A 19,290-nucleotide genomic window follows, 5' to 3' on the forward strand; every position below is an offset into this window, starting at 1 on the left:
CCCTTGTCGCTGCGCGGGCGGGGGTGCCACGATGACCGGTGTGACCACCAGCGCACAGTCCCGGACCGTCCCGCCGGACCTCGAGATCGCCGAGGCCGCCGAGATCACGCCCATCGTCGAGCTCGCCCGCACCCGGCTGGGGATCGAGCCGGACGCGCTCATCCCGTACGGCCACACCAAGGCCAAGCTCACCCTGGAGTACGTCCGGAGCCTCGCGGGCCGCCCCGACGGCCGGCTCGTCCTCGTCACCGCCATCTCCCCCACCCCGGCCGGCGAGGGCAAGACGACGACGTCGGTCGGGCTGGCCGACGCCCTCAGCTCGCTCGGGGAGAACGCCATCGTGGCCCTGCGGGAGCCGTCGATGGGCCCGGTCTTCGGCATGAAGGGCGGCGCGGCCGGCGGCGGGTACGCCCAGGTGGTGCCGATGACCGACATCAACCTCAACTTCACCGGCGACTTCGCGGCGATCGCCGCGGCGAACAACCTGCTCTCGGCGGTCCTCGACAACCACCTCCACCACGGCAACGCGCTCGGCATCGACCCGCGCACGATCACCTGGAAGCGGGTCGTCGACCTCAACGACCGCGCCCTGCGGGACATCGTCGTCGGGCTCGGCGGGGTCGCCAACGGCGTCCCCCGCGAGGACGGCTTCGACATCGTCGTCGCCTCCGAGGTGATGGCGATCCTCTGCCTCGCCACCTCCATCGCCGACCTGCGCGACCGGCTCGGCGGCATCGTCGTCGGCTACACCCGCGACAAGCAGCCGGTGCGGGCCCGCGACCTCCAGGTCCACGGCGCGATGACGGCCATCCTCCGCGAGGCCCTGGCCCCCAACCTCGTGCAGACCCTCGAGCACACGCCGGCGATGATCCACGGCGGACCGTTCGCGAACATCGCGCACGGGTGCAACTCGGTGATGGCGACCCAGACCGCCCTCAAGCTCGCCGACTACGTCGTCACCGAGGCCGGCTTCGGCGCTGACCTGGGCGCGGAGAAGTTCATCGACATCAAGTGCCGCGCCTCCGGCCTGCGCCCCTCCGCCGTCGTCGTCGTCGCCACCGTCCGCGCCCTGAAGTACCACGGCGGGGTCGCCGTGGCCGACCTCGGCGCGGAGGCCGTGGACGCGGTCACCTCGGGCATGACCAACCTGCGGCGGCACCTGCGCAACGTCCGCGACGTCTACGGGCTGCCGGCGGTGGTCGCGCTCAACCGGTTCCCCAGCGACACCGACGCCGAGGTCGCCGAGGTGCTGCGGCTCGTCGCCGACGAGGGGTTCGCGGCGTACGAGGCGACCCACTACTCCGACGGTGGAGCCGGGGCACAGGACCTCGCCCGCGGGGTGCTGGGCGCGATCGAGGCGTCGACCGGCGGGATGCAGCTGGTCTACCCGGACGAGATGTCGCTGGCGCAGAAGGCGGAGGCCGTCGCGACCCGCGTCTACGGCGCGGCAGGCGTGACCTTCGAGCCGAAGGCGGCGCGGCGGCTCGCGGCGATCGAGGCCGAGGGCTACGGGCACCTGCCGGTCTGCATGGCGAAGACGCAGAGCTCGTTCTCGACCGACCCCACCCTGCGGGGCGCCCCCGAGGGGCACACCGTCACGGTGCGTGAGGTGCGGCTGGCCGCCGGCGCGGGCTTCGTCGTGCTGGTGACCGGCGACATCATGACGATGCCGGGGCTGCCGCGGACTCCTGCCTCGAACCACATCGACGTCGACGACGACGGCCGCATCGTCGGCCTCAGCTGACTCAGGCCCGCCCGTCGGCCACCATCGGCCGCCCGTCGAGGCGCCGGCTGAGGACGATGTCGTCGCGGTCGTCCCCCGGCGCCACCCGGATGGCGCCCGGGACCCGGCCGACCTCGTCGTACCCGGCCCGCTCGTAGAACCGGGTGATCCCGAGGCCGCTGCGGACCCCGACCGAGACGAGCTCGACGCCGTGGGCGCGAGCGGTCCGGTGCATCGCCGCCAGCAGCAGCCGGCCGAGGTTGCGGCCCCGCCGGGCCGGATCGGTCATGATCCGGTACCCGGTGCGGGTGTGCGCGAGCATCGGGTTGGCCTCGGCGACCCAGAAGCCGATCCCGACCACCGAGCCGCCGGTGGCCCGCAGCAGCACGGCGGCGGCGCTGCCGTCGGCCATCTGCTCCTCGTGCGCCGACAGGGCCTGGGCGACCGCGGAGCGGGACGCCCCCGGCAGGAAGCCGACGGCTCCCCCGTCGTCGTTCACCGCGCACCACAGGTCGAGCACGGACTCGCGGGTCTGCCCGTCGAAGCGGTCGAGCACCTCGACGCGGGGGGCGGCGAAAACCGTGGGACGCGACGCGTCACCGTCGCCGGTCGACGCGTCCGGAGTGTCCTCGGCCTCCATGCCCACGGACCGGGCGGTGCGCGCCGCGGCGACGTTGTGCTCGCCCACGACGGCAACGAGGGGCAGGTCCGGCAGCCACTCGAAGGCGTACGCCGACCAGGCACGGGCCGCTTCGCGCGCCAGGCCGCGCCCGTGCACCGCGCTGTCGAAGCAGAACGTGAGCCGGAGCCGCTCGCCGGCGTCGGCCTGCCGGACGCCGCCGAAGCCGACGGTCCTGCCGCGGAGCGACTCCTCGACGACGCCGAGATCGAAACCCGTTGTCCGCCAGCGGTCGAGGCAGGCGTCGAACTCGGCCGACGCGTGGGCCTCACTGGCGGGCATGGGCCGGGTGGCGTGCGCCCACAGGGCGGGGTCGAGGCTGAGGCGCACCCACAGGCCCCGGTCCGAAGCCACCGGCGGACGCAATGTCAGCCGGTTGGTCGAGATCTCGCGGGGCCCCACCTCCACGCGTCGAGGCTACCCGCGGCCCCGGCGGATCAGGGGCGGCGGTGCATCACGGCTGGACGAGGTAGGCGGAGAGGTCGTCGGCCAGCTCGGCATCGACCCGGGCGGTGACCCGGGTCCCGTCGGCGACGTGCTCGCTGGTGAGGACCTCGCCGGTCTCGTGCATGCGGCTCACGAGGTCGCCGCGGTCGTAGGGCACGAGCACGTCGACGTCGACGTCGGGCTGGGGCAGCTCGTCGGCGATGAGCGCCTGCAGCTCGTCCATCCCGGCACCGGAGCGGGCGCTGACGACGATGACGTGCTTCTCGTGGCGGCGGAGCCGGTCGAGCACCTCGGGGTCGGCGATGTCGGCCTTGTTGACGACGATGACCTCCTTGACGTCGGTGGCGTCGACGTCGGCGAGGACGGCGCGGACCGCGGAGATCTGCCCCTCGGGGTCGGCGTGCGAGCCGTCGACGACGTGGAGCAGCAGGTCGGCGTCGGCGACCTCCTCGAGGGTGGAGCGGAACGCCTCGACGAGCTGGTGCGGCAGCTGTCGGACGAACCCGACGGTGTCGGCGAGGGTGTAGAGCCGGCCGTCGGGGGTCTCGGCGCGCCGCACGGTGGGGTCGAGGGTGGCGAACAGCTGGTTCTCGACGAGGACGCCCGCGCCGGTGAGCCGGTTGAGCAGGCTCGACTTGCCGGCGTTGGTGTAGCCGGCGATGGCCACACTCGGCACCCGGTTGGCGCGACGCCCGCCCCGCTTGGTGTCGCGCGTCGTCTTCATCTCCTTGATGTCGCGGCGGAGCTTGGCGATGCGGGAGTTGATGCGGCGCCGGTCGAGCTCGATCTTCGTCTCACCGGGGCCGCGCGAGCCCATGCCCTGGCCGCCGGCGGCCTGGCCACCGGCCTGCCGCGACATCGAGTCACCCCAGCCGCGCAGGCGCGGCAGGAGGTACTGGAGCTGGGCGAGCTCGACCTGGGCCTTGCCCTCCCGGGACTTCGCGTGCTGGGCGAAGATGTCGAGGATGAGCGCCGTCCGGTCGATGACCTTGACCTTGACGACGTCCTCGAGGGCGCGCCGCTGGCTGGGCGCGAGCTCGGTGTCGCAGATGACGGTGTCGGCGCCCTCGGCGATGACGATGTCGCGCAGCTCGGCGGCCTTGCCCTTGCCGAGGTAGGTGGCCGGGTCGGGGTTCTGCCGGCGCTGGACGACCCCGGCGAGCACCTCGGAGCCGGCGGTCTCGGCGAGGGCGGCGAGCTCGCGCATGGAGTTCTCGGCGTCGTCGGCGGTGCCCTCGGACCACACCGCGGCGAGGACGACGCGCTCGAGGCGCAGCTGCCGGTACTCGACCTCGGTGACGTCCTCGAGCTCGGTGGACAGCCCGGAGACGCGGCGGAGCGCGGCGCGCTCCTCGCGGTCGTACTGGTCCCCGTCGTAGTCGAGACGGCTGTCGTCCAGCACGAAGCCGGCATCGTCGGTGCTGGTGTCGGCGAGCGCTTCGGCCCGCCCGGAGAGGATGTGTCGCGCAGTCATGTTCTCCCTAGGGTCTCATCGTCCAACGCCCCGGGGCGACCTGATTCTTCCGCGCGCCGCTACCGTGGGCCCGCGATGAGCGACCACGACCACTACTTCACCGCCGAGCCCGCGAGCGACGGCGAGCGCCGCCCGCTGCGGGTGCGCCTGGCCGGGCGGGACGTCGACGTCGAGGTGGCGCGCGGCATCTTCTCCCCCGGCGGCCTCGACAAGGGCACGGCGGTGCTGCTCGACGAGGCGCCGGCCCCTCCGGACACGGGGACGTTCCTCGACCTCGGCTGCGGCTGGGGCCCGATCGCCCTGACGCTGGGGCTGCGCTCCCCCGCCGCGACGGTGTGGGCCGTCGACGTCAACGAGCGCGCCCTGGACCTGTGCCGCCGCAACGCCGCGTCGCTGGGGCTGGGCGGGGTACGTGCCGTGACCGCCGACGCGGTCCCTGCGGACGTGCGCTTCGACCTCATCTGGTCCAACCCGCCGATCCGGGTCGGCAAGGCGGCGCTGCACGAGCTGCTGCGGACCTGGCTGCCGCGGCTCACGCCCGGCGGCGCCGCCTACCTCGTCGTCCAGAAGAACCTCGGCTCGGACTCACTCCAGCGCTGGATCGAGTCCGACCTCGGCCTGGGCTGCCACCGCCTCACCTCGACCAAGGGCTTCCGCGTGCTGACCGCGATCTCCGCCGCCGGCTGACCCGCGGGACACGCCTCGGATCAGTCCTCTGCGTGCACGACCATCGCCGACCCACCGCCGCGACGGGTGGGCTCGGCCGCCGCGGTGTACCGGTTCGGACCGAGGACGCCGATGGCCGTCGCCGCTCCGATCTCCGCCGTCGGCGAGAGCCGGTGCCCGAGCGCGGTGAGCCCGGCACCCACGTCGGTGCCGGCGATCTGCGGCTCGGCCGACTCGCTGGAGCCGTTGCGGCTCGAGAGGCGGGGCGCGGCGACGGCGTCACCGACGCTCAGCCCGCGCTCGTAGTGGCCGAGGACGATCTGGGCGACCGTCGTGATGATCGTCGAGCCGCCGGGGCTGCCCGCGACGAGCTCGAGGCCATCGGCGCCGACGACGATCGTCGGGGACATCGACGACCGGGGCCGCTTGCCGGGCCCGGGGAGGTTCGGGTGGGGCACCCCGGGCGTGATCGGCCTGAACTCGAAGTCGGTCAGCTCGTTGTTGAGGAGGAACCCCCAGCCGGGGACGGTGATGCCCGACCCGCCGGTCTGCTCGATCGTCGAGGTGTAGGACACCGCGTTGCCCCACCGGTCGATGACCGACAGGTGCGTCGTCGACATGCCCTCGTGCGGCAGGACGCCCGCGGGCTCCCCGCCGTCGCACTCGGCGTAGTCGCCGTCCGGGTTGCCGAACGGCACCGGCCGCGCCATCGCCGCGCCGGCCTCGAACAGGCACGAGCGCTCGTCGGCGAACGCCTGCGAGACGAGCTCCTCGGTCGGCACGCCGGGCACGTCGCCGATGTAGCGGTTGCGGTCCGCGAAGGCGGTGGCGGAGGCCTCCGAGAACCGGTGCAGGTACTGCACGTCGTCGACGCCGGAGGTCGGGGTGCCGGTGCGCTCCTCGTAGGCCTCCATGAGGTTGAGAATCTCGGCCACCGTGATGCCGCCGCTGCTGGGCACCGGCATGCCGTAGACGTCGCGGCCGGCGAACTCCGAGCGGACCGGTGCCTTGTCCCGCGTCGCGTAGGCCGCGAGGTCGGCCCGGGTCATCTCACCCTTCGGCACCTCGACCCCGGGGGCGGTCGTCGGCTCCTGCACCTCGGCGACGACGGCCCGCCCCATGCGGCCGTCGTACAGGCTGTCGACGCCGTGGGTCCGCAGCTCGCGGTAGGCCCGCGACATGTCGGGGTTGCGGAAGACCGACCCGACCGCCGGGGCCTCTCCCCCGGGCAGGAAGACCCGGGCCGTCTCGGGGAACATCGAGAACCGCTCGGAGTTGGCGACCGTCTGGTCGTGGAAGGTCTGGTCTACGACGAACCCCGTCCGGGCCAGCCGCTCGGCGGGCTTCAGCAGGTCGCCCAAACGCTGGGTGCCCCACCGCTCCACGGCCCGCTCCCAGGTGGCGGGCGTCCCCGGCACCCCGACCGACAGCCCGGAGTTCACGACCTTCCAGAACGGCATCGGCGCCCCGGCGTCGTCGAGGAACACCGTCTCGTCGTACGTCATCGGGGCCGCCTCGCGCCCGTCGATGGTCTCGACCGCCCCGGTCGCCGCGTCGTAGTGGACGAAGAAGCCGCCACCACCGATGCCCGTCGAGTACGGCTCGGTGACGCCGAGCGCCGCCGCGGTCGCCACCGCGGCGTCGGTCGCGGTACCCCCGTCCGCGAGCACGTCGATGCCGATCTGGCTCGCGACCGCGTCGACGGAGGCCACCGCGCCGCCGGAGCCGGTCATGACGGGGACCTTCGGCAGGTCGTGCCCCGTGGGCGGCGGCCCGCCCCGGCCCGGCCGGTCGCCGTCCGGGCCGGCGCTCGCGGCCGGCGTGCCGAGTGCCAGCGCGGCGGCGGCGCCGAGGGCGACTCCGGCCGCGAGGCGACGAGCGGTGCGGGTGGACGAGCCGTTACGTGAGGTCCCCATCGCAGCACCGTAGGACGGGGTGGCGGACCCCGCCACCGGAGCGGGGCGCGGGTGGCGCCGGCCCGGCGGAGCGTCAGGCGGGCAGGGCGTCGGCCGGGACGGAGCCGTCGGCGACGAGCACGGCCGGCCCAGCCAGCTCGACCCCGTGGTCGGGCAGCAACCGCACCGTCAGCCGCCCACCGGGGACATCGACGAGCCAGGTGGCCCCGGTGTCGAGGGACCCCGCCCAGAAGCTGGTGGCGATGGCCGCCGCGCACGCGCCGGTGCCGCACGACCGGGTCTCGCCGACGCCACGCTCGTGGACCCGCATCGCGATGTGCCCCGGGCCCATGGGCCGGACGACCTCGACGTTGGTGCCGTTGACCGGCTCGGGGTTGACGGTGGGAGCACGGCCGAGGTCGACCGTCGCGAGGTCGATCTCCTCGGGCAGGGCGACGACGGTGTGCGGGTTGCCGAGGTCCACCGACACCGCCGAGTACGGGTCGCCGTCGCCGATGTGGACGAGGGCGTCGAAGCCGTCCCGCTCGGCCGTCGGGGCGTCGGCCAGCCGCCACGGCCCGAGGTCGACGGCCCAGCCGTCGGCGTCCGCCCGGACCTGCTTGGCCCCGGCCCGGGTCGCGATGACGAACTCGTCGCCGGCCTCGAGCCCCTCGCGGCGCAGGTACTCGGCGAAGACCCGGGTGCCGTTGCCGCACATCTCGGAGGCCGACCCGTCGGCGTTGCGGTAGTCCATGAACCAGCGCGCGGCCCCTGCCTGCTCCCGCACGTGCGCCTCGTCGGCGAGCTCGGTGGGGACGACCCGGATGACGCCGTCGCCGCCGACCCCGGCGCGGCGGTCGGCGAGCCAGGCGGCCCGTGCGGCCGAGAGGCCCAGGGCCCCGTCGAGGTCGGGCACGAGGACGAAGTCGTTCTCGGTCCCGTGGCCCTTCGTGAACGCCATCCGGTCAGCCATGCGGCCCATCGTCCCATCCACCGCGTCGCAGCCGGGCACCCGCCGTCTCGACGTGGCCGGCGACCCGGTCGACGAGGTCCGGGTCGAGCGCGTCGAACCACGTGATCCTCGGGTCGGCGCCGAACCACGACTCCTGCCGGCGGACGAGCCTGCGGGTGCGCAGGGCGGTGTCGTCCACGGCGTCCTGGACGCTCATCGTGCCGTCGATGACGGCCAGCGCCTGGGCGTAGCCGACGGCACGGCTCGCCGTGCGGCCCTCGCGCAGCCCACGTGGGAGCAGGCCGCGGGCCTCTTCGACGAGCCCGGCGTCGAACATCGCCCGGGTCCGGTGGGCGATCCGGGCGTCGAGGGTCTCGCGGTCCAGCCGCAGCCCGACGACGACGGTGGGGCGGACGAACTCGCGGCGCGGCATCGTCGCGCTGAACGGCCGCCCGGTGAGGGCGATGACCTCGAGCGCGCGCACGACCCGCCGGGTGTTGCCCGGCTCGATCGCGTGCGCAGCGGTGGGGTCGAGGCGGCCGAGCTCGGCGTACAACGCCGCCGTCCCCTCGGCGCGGGCCCGGGCCTCGAGCGCGTCGCGCACGTCGGGGTCGGTGGGCGGGATCTCGAGGTGGTCCAGGGCGGCCCGCACGTACAGGCCGGACCCGCCGACGACGACGGGGACGGCACCGCGCGCCAGGACGGCGTCGATGTCGGCCCGGGCGTGCCGCTGGTACGCCGCGACGCTCGCCTCCTCGGTGACGTCGAGCACGTCCAGCTGGTGGTGCGGCACGCCCCCGCGCTCCTCGGGCGCGAGCTTGGCCGTGCCGATGTCCATGCCCCGGTACAGCTGCGAGGCGTCGGCACCGACGACCTCGCCCCCGAACCGGAGCGCGAGCGCGACCCCGAGATCCGACTTGCCCGTCGCCGTCGCGCCGACGACCGCCACGACGAGCCCGGCGGCCGGGGCCGCCGGGACGCCGGCACCCTCGTCGCGGGGATCCATCACCGGGTGCGTCAGTCGATGCGCTCGTCGTCGGGGGTGTCGTCGTCGTGCCCGAACGGGTCGCGGTCCTCGCCGGGCATCCACGACTGGCCGGGGGTCCCCCACCCGTTCGCCCGCACGGCCTTCTTCGCCTTGCGGGCCCACTTGCCCTCGAGCCGGTCGACGTAGAGGAACCCGTTGAGGTGGTCGTACTCGTGCTGGAGCATCCGGGCGAACCAGCCGGTGGCCTCGTATCGCAGCTCGCGGCCGTCGATGTCCTGCCCGGTGAGGACGGCCGTGGTCCCCCGGCGCAGCGGGAAGGACTCGCCCGGCACCGACAGGCAGCCCTCGACCTCGTCGTGCGGGTCGGGCTCGCCGACCACGGGCTTGGCGGCCACGAGGTAGGGGTTGATGACGACGCCGCGCGGCGGGATGCCGTCCTCGTTGCCGAGCTGCCAGGTGAAGATCCGCAGCCCGACGCCGATCTGCGGGGCGGCCAGGCCCACGCCGCGGGCGGCGTCCATCGTCTCGAACATGTCGGCGACGAGCAGGCGGATGTCGTCGTCGATGACGTCGACCGGCTCGGCTCGGCGGTGGAGGACGGGCTCTCCGGTGATCACGACGGGGCGGATGGTCATGCGCGAGATTGTTCCAGAGCCTCACCGGGCGCCGACGGCGGGGAATGGCCGGGCCGAAAGGGGTGGTGCTCGCAGCCCATCGGGTGTGGACTGGGGGTGCCCCCCTCGCGGGGAGCACGACAGGTCTCCGACCGGAAGGAGGTGACCGATGGGTTTCCTTGACAAGGCCAAGGACAAGCTCACCGAGCTCACCGATCAGCACCCGGACAAGGTCGAGTCGCTCAGCGACCAGGCCATCGAGCGCGGCGGCGACGCCGTCGACTCCGCCACGGGCGGCAAGTACGCCGACAAGGTCGACCAGGCCCAGGCCAAGGCCGACGAGTCGGTCGGTGAGCCCTGACGCACATCCGACGCCGCGAGACCCCCGTCCGGACCTCCGGGCGGGGGTCTCGTCCGTTCGGCCAGGATCTCGGAGCGTTCGGCCCGAGGTGTGGCACCCGACGGCGGTTCGGCTGCGGCAGTGCCGTTCCCGTCCTAGGGTGCGTGAATCACATCAGCGGAAGGACGAGCAATGTCGCATTGGACTTCTGGGCTCCCCAAGCTCGACATCCAGCCGTTCGACCCCACCCCGCTGTACCAGGCGGTCGCGGAGACCACCCGCGAGCGGGCCGAGGTCGAGGCCCGCCGCCGCAGCGTTCGGCGCCCCATCCTCATCGGTGTCGGGATCGCCGTGCTCGTCGCCATCGTCATGGCAGCCCTGGCGCTCTTCGCCTGACCCTCGGGCGGGCCGGTGGGCCCGCCACACCCCACGCCCGTCTCTCGGCTCAGGCCGAGCAGGCGGGCGCTGTCGTGGTCGCCGGTTCGGGGCGCCCCATGGCCGGCATCCCGAGCGAGACCGCCGGCTTGCCGGGCACCGCGGCTCCCTGCAGCGCCTCCCACGCGTCACCGCCCGCGGTGCGGCGCACCGAGTACGAGCCACCCTGCACCCCGCTGTCGGCGACGAGGTGGTGCGGCGCCCCGTACGTGACACCGGCGGTCACCATGTCGCCGGGCCGCGGCCGGGCCGCCCCGTCGGGGACGGCGACGTGCACGAGGCGGTTGTCGCGGGCCCGGCCCGAGATGCGGAGGGTCTCGGCGTCCTTGCGGCCCTCCCCCGGCGCGACGAGCACCTCGACCTCGCGGCCCTCGAGCTCGCGGTTGCCGGCCCAGGACATCTGCTCCTGGAGGGCGATGAGCCGGTCGAAGCGCTCCTGGACGACCTCCTTGGGCACCTGGTGGTCCATGGTGGCGGCCGGGGTGCCGGGCCGGATCGAGTACTGGAACGTGAAGGCGCTCGAGAAGCGGGACGCCTCGACGACGCGCAGGGTCTGCGCGAAGTCCTCCTCGGTCTCCCCGGGGAAGCCGACGATGATGTCGGTGGTGATGGCGGCGTCCGGCATCGCGGCGCGGACGCGGTCGATGATCCCGAGGAACCTCTCGCTCCGGTAGCTGCGCCGCATCGCCTTGAGGACCCGGTCGGACCCCGACTGCAGCGGCATGTGCAGGCTCGGCATGACGTTGGGCGTCTCGGCCATCGCGGCGATGACGTCGTCCGTGAACGCGGCGGGGTGCGGGCTCGTGAAGCGGACCCGCTCGAGGCCGTCGATGCCGCCACAGGCGCGCAGCAGCTTGCCGAAGGCCAGCCGGTCGCCGAACTCGACCCCGTAGGTGTTGACGTTCTGCCCGAGCAGCGTCACCTCGACGACACCCTGCGCGACGAGGGCCTCGATCTCGGCGAGCACGTCGCCGGGGCGCCGGTCCTGCTCCTTGCCCCGCAGGCTCGGAACGATGCAGAACGTGCACGTGTTGTTGCAGCCCACCGAGATCGACACCCACCCGGCGAACGCGGAGTCGCGGCGGGTCGGCAGCGTCGACGGGAAGGTCTCCAAGGACTCGAGGATCTCGACCTCGGCCCGCTTGTTGTGCCGGGCCCGGTCGAGCAGCGCCGGGAGGCTGCCGATGTTGTGGGTGCCGAACACGACGTCGACCCACGGAGCGCGCGCGACGATCGTCTCGCGGTCCTTCTGGGCCATGCACCCGCCGACGGCGATCTGGAGGTCGGGGTTGCGCTGCTTCGCCGGGCGGAGCTGGCCGAGGTTGCCGTACAGCTTGTTGTCGGCGTTCTCGCGGACCGCGCAGGTGTTGAAGACGACGACGTCGGCGACCTCGGGGCGCTCCTCGGCGGGGACCCCCGCGAGGTCGACGTACCCGGCGGTCTCGAGGAGGCCCGCGAGCCGCTCGGAGTCGTGCACGTTCATCTGGCACCCGTGGGTGCGCACGTCGTAGGTCTTCGTCACAGTCATGGCCCGACCAGGGTACGGCCGCTCAGCGCGAGGTCGTGCGCTGGTACTGCCGGACCGCGAGCGGGACGAAGACGGCGAGGACGAGCGCCGACCAGATGAGGGAGTACAGCACCGGGTGCTGCAGCGACCACACGTCCGGCGGCGGGAAGTCCGGGTTGGTGTTGCCGAAGAGCTCGCGGGCCGCCTGGGTGACGCTGGAGACCGGGTTCCAGTACGCGAAGGTGCGCAGCGGCCCGGGCAGGGTCTCGGGGTTGACGAACGTGTTGGCGATGAAGGTCATCGGGAAGATGACGATGAAGCTGGCGTTGTTGACGACCTCCGGCGTGCGCACGAGGAGCCCGACGAGCGCCATGACCCACGAGATGGCGTAGGCGAACACGAGGAGCACCAGGGCGCCGCCCAGCGCGTCCAGGGCCGAGCCGCGGATGCGCCAGCCGACGACGAGCCCGCTCAGGCCCATGACGACGAGACTGATGACGTTGTTGAAGACGTCCGAGAGGGTGCGGCCGAAGAGCATGGCCGACGGCGACATCGGCAGCGTGCGGAACCGGTCGATGAACCCCTTCTGGAGGTCCTCGGCGATGCTGTAGCCGGTGAAGGTGCTGCCGAAGACCACCGTCTGGGCGAAGATCCCCGCGATGAGGAACTCCTTGTAGTCGACGCCGGTGCCCTGGGTGCCGATCGCCCCGCCGAAGACGTAGGCGAAGAGCAGGACGAACATGATCGGCTGCAGGGTCGTGAAGACGAGCAGGTCGGGGACCCGCCGGATCTTGATGAGGTTGCGGCGGGTGACCGTGGCGGCGTCACTGGCGGCGCGCGTGAACGTGCTCATCGGGCCTCCGTCCTGCTGGTGGCGGGGTCGTGGGCGTCCGCGTCGGCCTCGTCGTCCTCCGCCGGGGCGTGCCCGGTGAGGGTGAGGAACACGTCGTCGAGGGTCGGCCGGCGCAGCGCGAGGTCGGAGACCGCGATGGCGGCGTCGTCGAGCCTGCGGACGACCTCGACGAGGACCCCCGCCCCACCGGTGACCGGCACCGTCAGCCGCCGGCTGCGGGCGTCGACGACCGCCTCGCCCACCCCGACACCGGAGAGGACCTCGCGGGCCCGGCCGAGATCGTCGTCGTGGGTGACGACCACCTCGACGCGCTCACCCCCCAGCCGGTCCTTGAGGTCGTCGGCGGTGCCCTCCGCGATCACCTTGCCGTGGTCGATGACGGCGATCCGGTCGGCGAGCTGGTCCGCCTCCTCGAGGTACTGGGTCGTGAGGAGCAGCGTCGTGCCGCCCCGCACGAGGTCGGTGATGACGCCCCACATACCGAGGCGGGACCGCGGGTCCAGGCCGGTCGTCGGCTCGTCGAGGAAGAGGACGGGCGGGCGGGCCACGAGCGCACCGGCGAGGTCGAGGCGGCGGCGCATGCCGCCGGAGTAGCCCTTGACCTGGCGGTCCGCCGCGTCGGCCAGGTCGAACTGCTCCAGCAGCTCGCGGGCCCGCTCCCGCGCGGCTCGCGCCCCCAGGTGGTACAGCCGCCCGACCATGTCGAGGTTCTCGAAACCGGTGAGGTACTCGTCGACCGCCGCGTACTGGCCGCTGACGCCGATGGTGCGCCGCACGGCGGCCGGGTGGGCGAGCACGTCCTGGCCGAGCACGTGGGCGGAGCCCGCGTCCGGGACGAGCAGGGTGGTGAGCACCTTGATCGTCGTCGTCTTCCCGGCGCCGTTCGGGCCGAGCAGGCCCACGACGGTCCCCTCCTCGACCCGCAGGTCGAGGCCGTCGAGAGCGCGCACCGCCCGGTCGCCGGAGCCGTAGTACTTCGTCAGCCCCTGCGCCACCACTGCATCCGTCACGTCGTCTCCTCTGCATCCGTCACGTCGTCTCCTGCTCGCTGGGCCTCAGGCGAGGCGGGTGATGGCGACGACGACGTCGAGAGCCGCGGTCGCCCGGCCGGAGTAGATGCCCTTGAACGGCGGCACGTCGTCGTAGTCGCGCCCACGGGCGACGACGACGTGGTCGACGCCGACGCCGGTGCCGTTGGTCGGGTCGGCCGGGACCCACGCGTCGTCCCAGAACTCGACCCACGCGTGGCTCTCGCCGGTGGCGGTCTCGCCGACCTCGAGGTCCCGCCGCGGCACGAGGTAGCCCGAGACGTACCGCGCCGGGATCCCGAGCGCGCGCAGGGCGCCGATCGTGATGTGGGCGAAGTCCTGGCAGACCCCGGCCCGTTCCCGCCAGGCCTCCTCACCGCGGCTGTGCACCCCGGTGGACCCGGGCTTGTACTCCATCGCCTCCCGCACCCGCCGGCAGACCGCGTCGGCCGCCTGGCGCGGCGACGGCTCCCCGCGCACCGCCTCGACGAGCTCGCGGACCTCCTCGCCCGGTCGGGTGCGCGGCGAGAGCATGAGCCATTCGTACAGCCGGTCCTGGACCGCGGGGTCGTGCACGGCCGCCCAGTCGCAGGTCGGCTCGGGCTCGTCGGTCTCGACGCGTTCGACGGTGGAGATCGCCTCGATGTCGAGCCGCTGGTGCTCCGCGAGGCTCTCCATCGCCATGACGTGGGTCCCCCAGTGGTCGCGGTACACGTGGCTCCACGTCATGGGCCGGATCCGGATGCGGTTCTCGAGCGTCGTCTGCCCCGGCTCGTTGAGGGGGGTCATCCGCAGCTCGTTGTGGGCGGCCCGGATCGGGCCGTCGTAGGCGAGGGTCGTCGTGTGGACGATGCGGTAGCGGCGCACGTCAGATCCCGTCCTTGGTCCAGGTCGTCAGCGGCCCCGACTGGAAGTAGCGGCCGGCGATGGCGGTGGAGGCGGAGTCGACCGCCACCTGCACCCGCCGCATCTGGGCGGGGAGGTCGGCGATGACGTCGGCGGGGTTGCGGTACTCCAGGGAGGTCCGGATGCGGCCGAGCTGGCGCCGGGCCTCGTCGGCGATGCCGATGCCCTCGTCCTGTGGCGGGGCCAGCGCCACGAGGCGGTTCTCGGCCTCGGTGAGCGAGAAGAACACCGACCGGGGGAACTCCCGGTCGAGGACGAGGAAGGCGGCGGCCCGGTCGTCGGTGAGCAGGCCGCGCTGGCTGCGCATGAACGCCTGCTGAGCACCACAGCTGGACAGCACGACCGACCAGGGTGCTCCGCCGCCGGGGAGGCCGCCGGTGGCGACGAGCCGGGCGGTCATGTCGGCCCGCTCGATGCTGCGGCCGAGGACGAGGAAGTCCCACGCCTCGTCGTGCGACATCGTGGAGTCCGCGATGCCCGAGACGAGGGCCGCCCGTTCCCGGACCCAGGACAGGTGCCGGTCGGTGACGACCCCCCGCCCGAAGCCGTTCCACCGGTGCCACGTCGTGTTGATCCCCTCCCACAGCTCGGTCGAGAGGGTCTCGCGGGCCCGGCGGGCGTTCTCGCGGGCGGCGAACCACGCCCCCGTGATGGAGCTCGCGTTGGACCGGTCGAAGACGAGGGAGGCGCCGACGTCGTCGAACGAGGTGTCGGGCCGCCCGGGCAGGCCCATGATCACCGACAGCACCGTGTGCGAGATGGCGGCCTCGTCGGCGGCGGGGTCCTCGAGCAGCTGCAGGCGCAGCACGTCGACGATGCGGGCGGTGCCGTCGGCGCGCTCGGTGTAGCGGCCGATCCAGAACAGGGACTCGGCGATCCGGCTCAGCACGTCGGCTCACCCGCCGCGGCCCGCTCCCGGTCCTGCTGCTGTTGCTGCTGCTGGGCCCGCATGCTGTCCTCCAGGGACGCGGTGGGGGCCGTCATGACGACCACCTCCCGGTTGTCCGAGGAGCTCGCGGTGGCCGGCACGCTGGCTCGCCGGTCCGAGAGCACCCAGGTGTCCTTGGACCCGCCGCCCTGGCTGGAGTTGACGACGAGCTCCCCCTCGGGCAGCGCGACCCTGGTGAGACCGCCGGGGAGCACCCGCACCTGCTCGCCGTTGTTGACCGCGAACGGGCGCAGGTCGACGTGCCGTGGCGCGAGGGCGCCGTCGATGAAGGTCGGGACGGTCGAGAGCTGGACGACCGGCTGGGCGATCCAGCCGCGCGGGTCGTCCTCGAGGGTGCGGCGGAGCCGGTCGAGGGTGGGGCCGTCGGCGCGGGGCCCGACGACGAGGCCCTTGCCGCCGGAGCCGTCGACCGGCTTGACGACCATCTCGTCGAGGTGGTCGAGCACGTGCTGCAGGGCCTCGCCGCCGTCGGCGCAGCGGTAGGTGTCGACGTTGGGGAGGATCGGGTCCTCGTCGAGGTAGAACCGGATGAGCTCGGGGAGGTAGCTGTAGATGAGCTTGTCGTCGGCCACCCCGTTGCCGATGGCGTTCGCGACCGAGACCCGGCCCGCCCGCATGGCGGAGGTCAGCCCGGCGATGCCGAGCACCGAGTCGCCGCGGAAGTGCACCGGGTCGATGAACTCGTCGTCGACCCGGCGGTAGATGACGTCGACGGGCCGGTCACCGGTGGTCGTGCGCATCCGCACCTGGCCGCCGACGCACACGAGGTCGCGGCCCTCGACGAGCTCGACGCCCATCATCCGGGCGAGGAGGGCGTGCTCGAAGTACGCCGAGTTGAAGACCCCGGGGGTGAGGACGACGACGGTCGGGTCGCTCGCGCCGTCGGGGGCGGCGGCCCGCAGCGCCGCCAGGAGCATCCGCGGGTAGTCGTTGACCGGGCGGATCCGCATCGTCGCGAACGCCTCGGGGAAGACGTTGGCCATGGCCCGCCGGTTGGCGATGACGTAGCTGACCCCGGACGGGACGCGCACGTTGTCCTCGAGGACGCGGAAGGTGCCCTGCTCGTCGCGGACCAGGTCGACACCGGCGACGTGGACCCGCACCCCGTTCGGCGGGCGGATCCCCATGACCGCGCGGTGGTAGTGGTTGGAGCTGGCGATGAGGCGCCACGGCACGATGCCCTCGTGGACCGCCCGCGGGATCTCCCCCTCCCGCGAGTAGATGTCGTCGAGGAACGCCTCGAGGGCGGTCACCCGCTGGGCGACCCCCGACTCGATGACCTGCCACTCGTGGGCCGAGATGACCCGGGGGACGGCGTCGAGCGGGAACGGGCGCTCCTCCCCCGCGTAGTCGAAGGTCACGCCCTGGTCGAGGTAGGACCGGGCCAGGATGTCGGCGCGTTCCTTGAGCGTCGTCCCCGTCATCGAGCGCAGGGTGTGGAACACCGGCTTGTACGGGGTCCGCGGCTCACCCGGTGCGCCCAGCATCTCGTCCCAGGCGACGCCGAGCCGGTACCCCTCGAACAGGCTGCCCTGACCGTCGGTGCTCGTCGGCTCGCTCACCCTGAAGAACCTATGTCGAAAGGATGACCGTGTCATCACCGCCCGATCTCGGGCGTGTTTCAGGGGAACCCCCGATCCGGCTGCGACAGAGGCCGTGACAGGCTGAGGCGTACCGAGATCGCGGAGGTTCGATGCGCACGCTGCTCAACATCATCTGGTTCGTCTTCGGCGGGCTGTGGCTCGCCCTGGGCTACGCCCTGGCCGGAGTGCTGTTCTGCATCCTCATCGTCACCATCCCCCTCGGGGTCGCGTCGTTCCGGATGGCCAGCTACGCGCTGTGGCCCTTCGGCCGGGCCGTCGTCGAGAAGCCGGGGGCCGGCGCCGGGTCCGCGGTGCTCAACGTCGTCTGGATCGTGCTGGCGGGGTGGTGGCTGGCCCTCGGGCACCTCACGACGGCGGCCGCGCAGGCCGTGACGATCATCGGGATCCCGCTGGCCATCGCGAACCTCAAGATGCTGCCGATCTCGCTCGTGCCCTACGGCAAGGAGATCGTGCCGAGCGACTCGCTGCCGCCGGGCCGGCGCCCACTGCACTCCTTGTGACACCGCGAGCGGGTCAGTCGCGGAGGTGCTCGGGCGCCTCCCGGACGGCCTCGCGCACGACCCGCATCGCCACCTCGGCGTCGTAGCCCTTGCGCGCGAGCAGGCCGGCGAGCCGCCGGGTCTGCACGTGCGGCTCGAGGCCGTGCATGGAGCGCATCTTCTTGGCGACGAGCTCGCGGGCGCGGTCCTCCTCGGCGTGCGGGTCGACCTCGGCCAGCGCCGCGTCCGCGGTGTCGTCGTCGACGCCCTTCCTGCGCAGCTCCTGGCGCAGCGCCCGCCGGGCCAGCCCGCGCCCGGACTGCTGGGACCGCACGAGCATCCCGGCATAGGCCTCGTCGTCGACGAGCCCGACCTCCTCCATCCGGTCCAGGACGTCCGCGGCGACGTCGTCGGGGCAGTTCTTGCGGCGGAGCGCCTGCTCGAGCTGGGACCGGCTGCGGGGCGCGGCCGTCAGCTGCCGGAGCACGATCTGGCGGGCCCAGTCGTGCGGGTCGGGCTCGGCACCCCGGGAGCGCGGGTCGGCGTCGGGGTCCGGCGGGACGGCCGGCCCCGCCGCCCACTCGGGCGGCGGAGCCGTGCCGTCACTGAACGCCATCGGCGCCGGGTCAGAAGTCGACCGGGACGTCGGCGGTCGCCGACTCCTCGGGCCGCGGCACCCCGATGCCGAGCTTCTCCTTGATCTTCTTCTCGAGCTCGTCGGAGAGCTCGGGGTTGTCCTTGAGGAACTGCCGCGCGTTCTCCTTGCCCTGCCCGAGCTGGTCGCCGTCCATCGTGTACCAGGCACCGGCCTTGCGGACGAAGCCGTGGTCGACGCCCATGTCGATGAGGCCACCCTCGCGGGAGATGCCCTGCCCGTAGAGGATGTCGAACTCGGCCTGCTTGAACGGCGGGGAGACCTTGTTCTTGACGACCTTGCAGCGGGTGCGGTTGCCGACCGGGTCGGTGCCGTCCTTGAGCGTCTCGATCCGGCGGACGTCGAGGCGGACCGAGGCGTAGAACTTCAGCGCCTTGCCACCGGTGGTCGTCTCGGGCGAGCCGAACATGACCCCGATCTTCTCGCGGAGCTGGTTGATGAAGATCGCCGTCGTGCCGGTGGTGTTGAGGGCACCGGTGATCTTGCGCAACGCCTGCGACATGAGCCGGGCCTGGAGGCCGACGTGGCTGTCGCCCATCTCGCCCTCGATCTCGGCCCGCGGCACGAGCGCCGCGACGGAGTCGATGACGATGATGTCGAGGGCCCCGGACCGGATGAGCATGTCGGCGATCTCGAGCGCCTGCTCGCCGGTGTCGGGCTGGGACACCAGGAGCGCGTCGGTGTCGACACCGAGCTTCTTGGCGTACTCGGGGTCGAGGGCGTGCTCGGCGTCGATGAACGCCGCGATGCCCCCGGCCCGCTGTGCGTTGGCGACGGCGTGGAGCGCGACGGTGGTCTTACCCGAGGACTCCGGGCCGTAGATCTCGACGACGCGGCCGCGGGGCAGGCCGCCGATGCCGAGCGCGACGTCGAGCGCGATCGACCCGGTGGGGATGACGGCGATGGGCGGGCGGACGTCGTCGCCGAGGCGCATCACGGCACCCTTGCCGTGCTGCTTCTCGATCTGGGCCATGACGGAGGCGATGGCCTTGTCGCGCTCGCCGCCGCCACCGTTCTTCGTGTTGACCGCGGGCGGGGTCAGGACAGCACCGCGCGCACCATTGGATCCAGCCATGTCACACCTGTTCCTTCGTCG

At 73.1% G+C, this 19,290-nt stretch carries 19 protein-coding genes; 5 read left to right on the plus strand and 14 right to left on the minus strand.

Going from position 1 to position 19,290, the window contains the following annotated elements:
* Nucleotides 1-40: 40 nt before the first annotated feature.
* Complete coding sequence (locus tag Q0963_RS13625; protein WP_299446888.1) at nt 41-1,744, plus strand: formate--tetrahydrofolate ligase; 1,704 nt, start codon at nt 41-43, stop codon at nt 1,742-1,744.
* A gap of 1 nt (nt 1,745) precedes the next feature.
* Here Q0963_RS13625 and Q0963_RS13630 read toward each other — a convergent pair whose 3' ends face one another.
* Both Q0963_RS13630 and hflX read right to left on the minus strand, forming a co-directional pair.
* Nucleotides 1,746-2,810 carry a GNAT family N-acetyltransferase gene (locus tag Q0963_RS13630; protein WP_299446890.1) on the minus strand — a complete coding sequence of 355 codons (1,065 nt, stop codon included), beginning with the start codon at nt 2,808-2,810 and terminating at the stop codon, nt 1,746-1,748.
* A 46-nt stretch (nt 2,811-2,856) separates the two neighbouring features.
* The gene (gene hflX / locus Q0963_RS13635; protein ID WP_299446893.1) at nt 2,857-4,323 is read right to left on the minus strand and encodes a GTPase HflX; all 1,467 of its coding nucleotides are present in this window, start codon (nt 4,321-4,323) and stop codon (nt 2,857-2,859) included.
* Between the two features lie 75 nt (nt 4,324-4,398).
* On the opposite strand from hflX, the gene Q0963_RS13640 reads away from it, so the two are divergent.
* Complete coding sequence (locus Q0963_RS13640; protein WP_299446896.1) at nt 4,399-5,010, plus strand: class I SAM-dependent methyltransferase; 612 nt, start codon at nt 4,399-4,401, stop codon at nt 5,008-5,010.
* A gap of 20 nt (nt 5,011-5,030) precedes the next feature.
* Here the strand turns inward: Q0963_RS13640 and ggt are convergent, their stop codons facing one another.
* The 4 genes from ggt to def form a co-directional block, all read right to left on the minus strand.
* A complete protein-coding gene (gene ggt / locus Q0963_RS13645; protein WP_299446899.1) occupies nt 5,031-6,905 on the minus strand; it encodes a gamma-glutamyltransferase in 1,875 nt (624 codons plus the stop codon).
* 73 nt (nt 6,906-6,978) lie between these two features.
* Complete coding sequence (dapF, locus tag Q0963_RS13650) at nt 6,979-7,857, minus strand: diaminopimelate epimerase (RefSeq protein ID WP_299446902.1); 879 nt, start codon at nt 7,855-7,857, stop codon at nt 6,979-6,981.
* On the minus strand, nt 7,850-8,842 hold the full coding sequence (gene miaA / locus Q0963_RS13655) for a tRNA (adenosine(37)-N6)-dimethylallyltransferase MiaA (protein ID WP_299446905.1): 993 nt from the start codon (nt 8,840-8,842) through the stop codon (nt 7,850-7,852). Before miaA ends, dapF begins: the two co-directional genes overlap by 8 nt.
* A gap of 11 nt (nt 8,843-8,853) precedes the next feature.
* A complete protein-coding gene (def, locus tag Q0963_RS13660) occupies nt 8,854-9,459 on the minus strand; it encodes a peptide deformylase (RefSeq protein WP_299446908.1) in 606 nt (201 codons plus the stop codon).
* Between the two features lie 148 nt (nt 9,460-9,607).
* On the opposite strand from def, the gene Q0963_RS13665 reads away from it, so the two are divergent.
* Nucleotides 9,608-9,799, plus strand: a complete 192-nt coding sequence (locus Q0963_RS13665) for an antitoxin (protein WP_299446911.1) — start codon at nt 9,608-9,610, stop codon at nt 9,797-9,799.
* Between the two features lie 171 nt (nt 9,800-9,970).
* Nucleotides 9,971-10,174, plus strand: a complete 204-nt coding sequence (locus Q0963_RS13670; protein WP_299446914.1) for a hypothetical protein — start codon at nt 9,971-9,973, stop codon at nt 10,172-10,174.
* 49 nt (nt 10,175-10,223) lie between these two features.
* Here Q0963_RS13670 and miaB read toward each other — a convergent pair whose 3' ends face one another.
* From miaB to Q0963_RS13700, 6 genes are read right to left on the minus strand one after another with little or no spacing between them, the layout of a single operon-like run.
* Nucleotides 10,224-11,741, minus strand: coding sequence for a tRNA (N6-isopentenyl adenosine(37)-C2)-methylthiotransferase MiaB (miaB, locus tag Q0963_RS13675; protein ID WP_299446917.1), 1,518 nt, complete (start codon nt 11,739-11,741; stop codon nt 10,224-10,226).
* A gap of 22 nt (nt 11,742-11,763) precedes the next feature.
* On the minus strand, nt 11,764-12,573 hold the full coding sequence (locus Q0963_RS13680) for an ABC transporter permease (protein WP_299446921.1): 810 nt from the start codon (nt 12,571-12,573) through the stop codon (nt 11,764-11,766).
* Nucleotides 12,570-13,583, minus strand: a complete 1,014-nt coding sequence (locus tag Q0963_RS13685) for an ATP-binding cassette domain-containing protein (RefSeq protein ID WP_299446924.1) — start codon at nt 13,581-13,583, stop codon at nt 12,570-12,572. Before Q0963_RS13685 ends, Q0963_RS13680 begins: the two co-directional genes overlap by 4 nt.
* A gap of 45 nt (nt 13,584-13,628) precedes the next feature.
* Nucleotides 13,629-14,468, minus strand: coding sequence for a transglutaminase family protein (locus Q0963_RS13690; protein ID WP_299446927.1), 840 nt, complete (start codon nt 14,466-14,468; stop codon nt 13,629-13,631).
* 1 nt (nt 14,469) lies between these two features.
* Nucleotides 14,470-15,396 (minus strand): alpha-E domain-containing protein, encoded by a 927-nt coding sequence (locus Q0963_RS13695; protein WP_299446930.1) that lies wholly within the window; start codon nt 15,394-15,396, stop codon nt 14,470-14,472.
* On the minus strand, nt 15,390-16,943 hold the full coding sequence (locus tag Q0963_RS13700) for a circularly permuted type 2 ATP-grasp protein (RefSeq protein WP_299447193.1): 1,554 nt from the start codon (nt 16,941-16,943) through the stop codon (nt 15,390-15,392). Before Q0963_RS13700 ends, Q0963_RS13695 begins: the two co-directional genes overlap by 7 nt.
* 206 nt (nt 16,944-17,149) lie before the next feature.
* Here Q0963_RS13700 and Q0963_RS13705 point away from each other — a divergent pair, with 206 nt between their 5' ends.
* The gene (locus tag Q0963_RS13705; RefSeq protein WP_299446933.1) at nt 17,150-17,560 is read left to right on the plus strand and encodes a YccF domain-containing protein; all 411 of its coding nucleotides are present in this window, start codon (nt 17,150-17,152) and stop codon (nt 17,558-17,560) included.
* 13 nt (nt 17,561-17,573) lie between these two features.
* Here Q0963_RS13705 and Q0963_RS13710 read toward each other — a convergent pair whose 3' ends face one another.
* On the minus strand, nt 17,574-18,155 hold the full coding sequence (locus Q0963_RS13710) for a regulatory protein RecX (RefSeq protein WP_299446936.1): 582 nt from the start codon (nt 18,153-18,155) through the stop codon (nt 17,574-17,576).
* A 10-nt stretch (nt 18,156-18,165) separates the two neighbouring features.
* Nucleotides 18,166-19,269 carry a recombinase RecA gene (gene recA / locus Q0963_RS13715; protein WP_299446939.1) on the minus strand — a complete coding sequence of 368 codons (1,104 nt, stop codon included), beginning with the start codon at nt 19,267-19,269 and terminating at the stop codon, nt 18,166-18,168.
* Between the last annotated feature and the right edge of the window lie 21 nt (nt 19,270-19,290).

The sequence above is a fragment of the uncultured Phycicoccus sp. genome (genome assembly GCF_947495705.1).
Lineage (GTDB): Bacteria > Actinomycetota > Actinomycetes > Actinomycetales > Dermatophilaceae > Phycicoccus.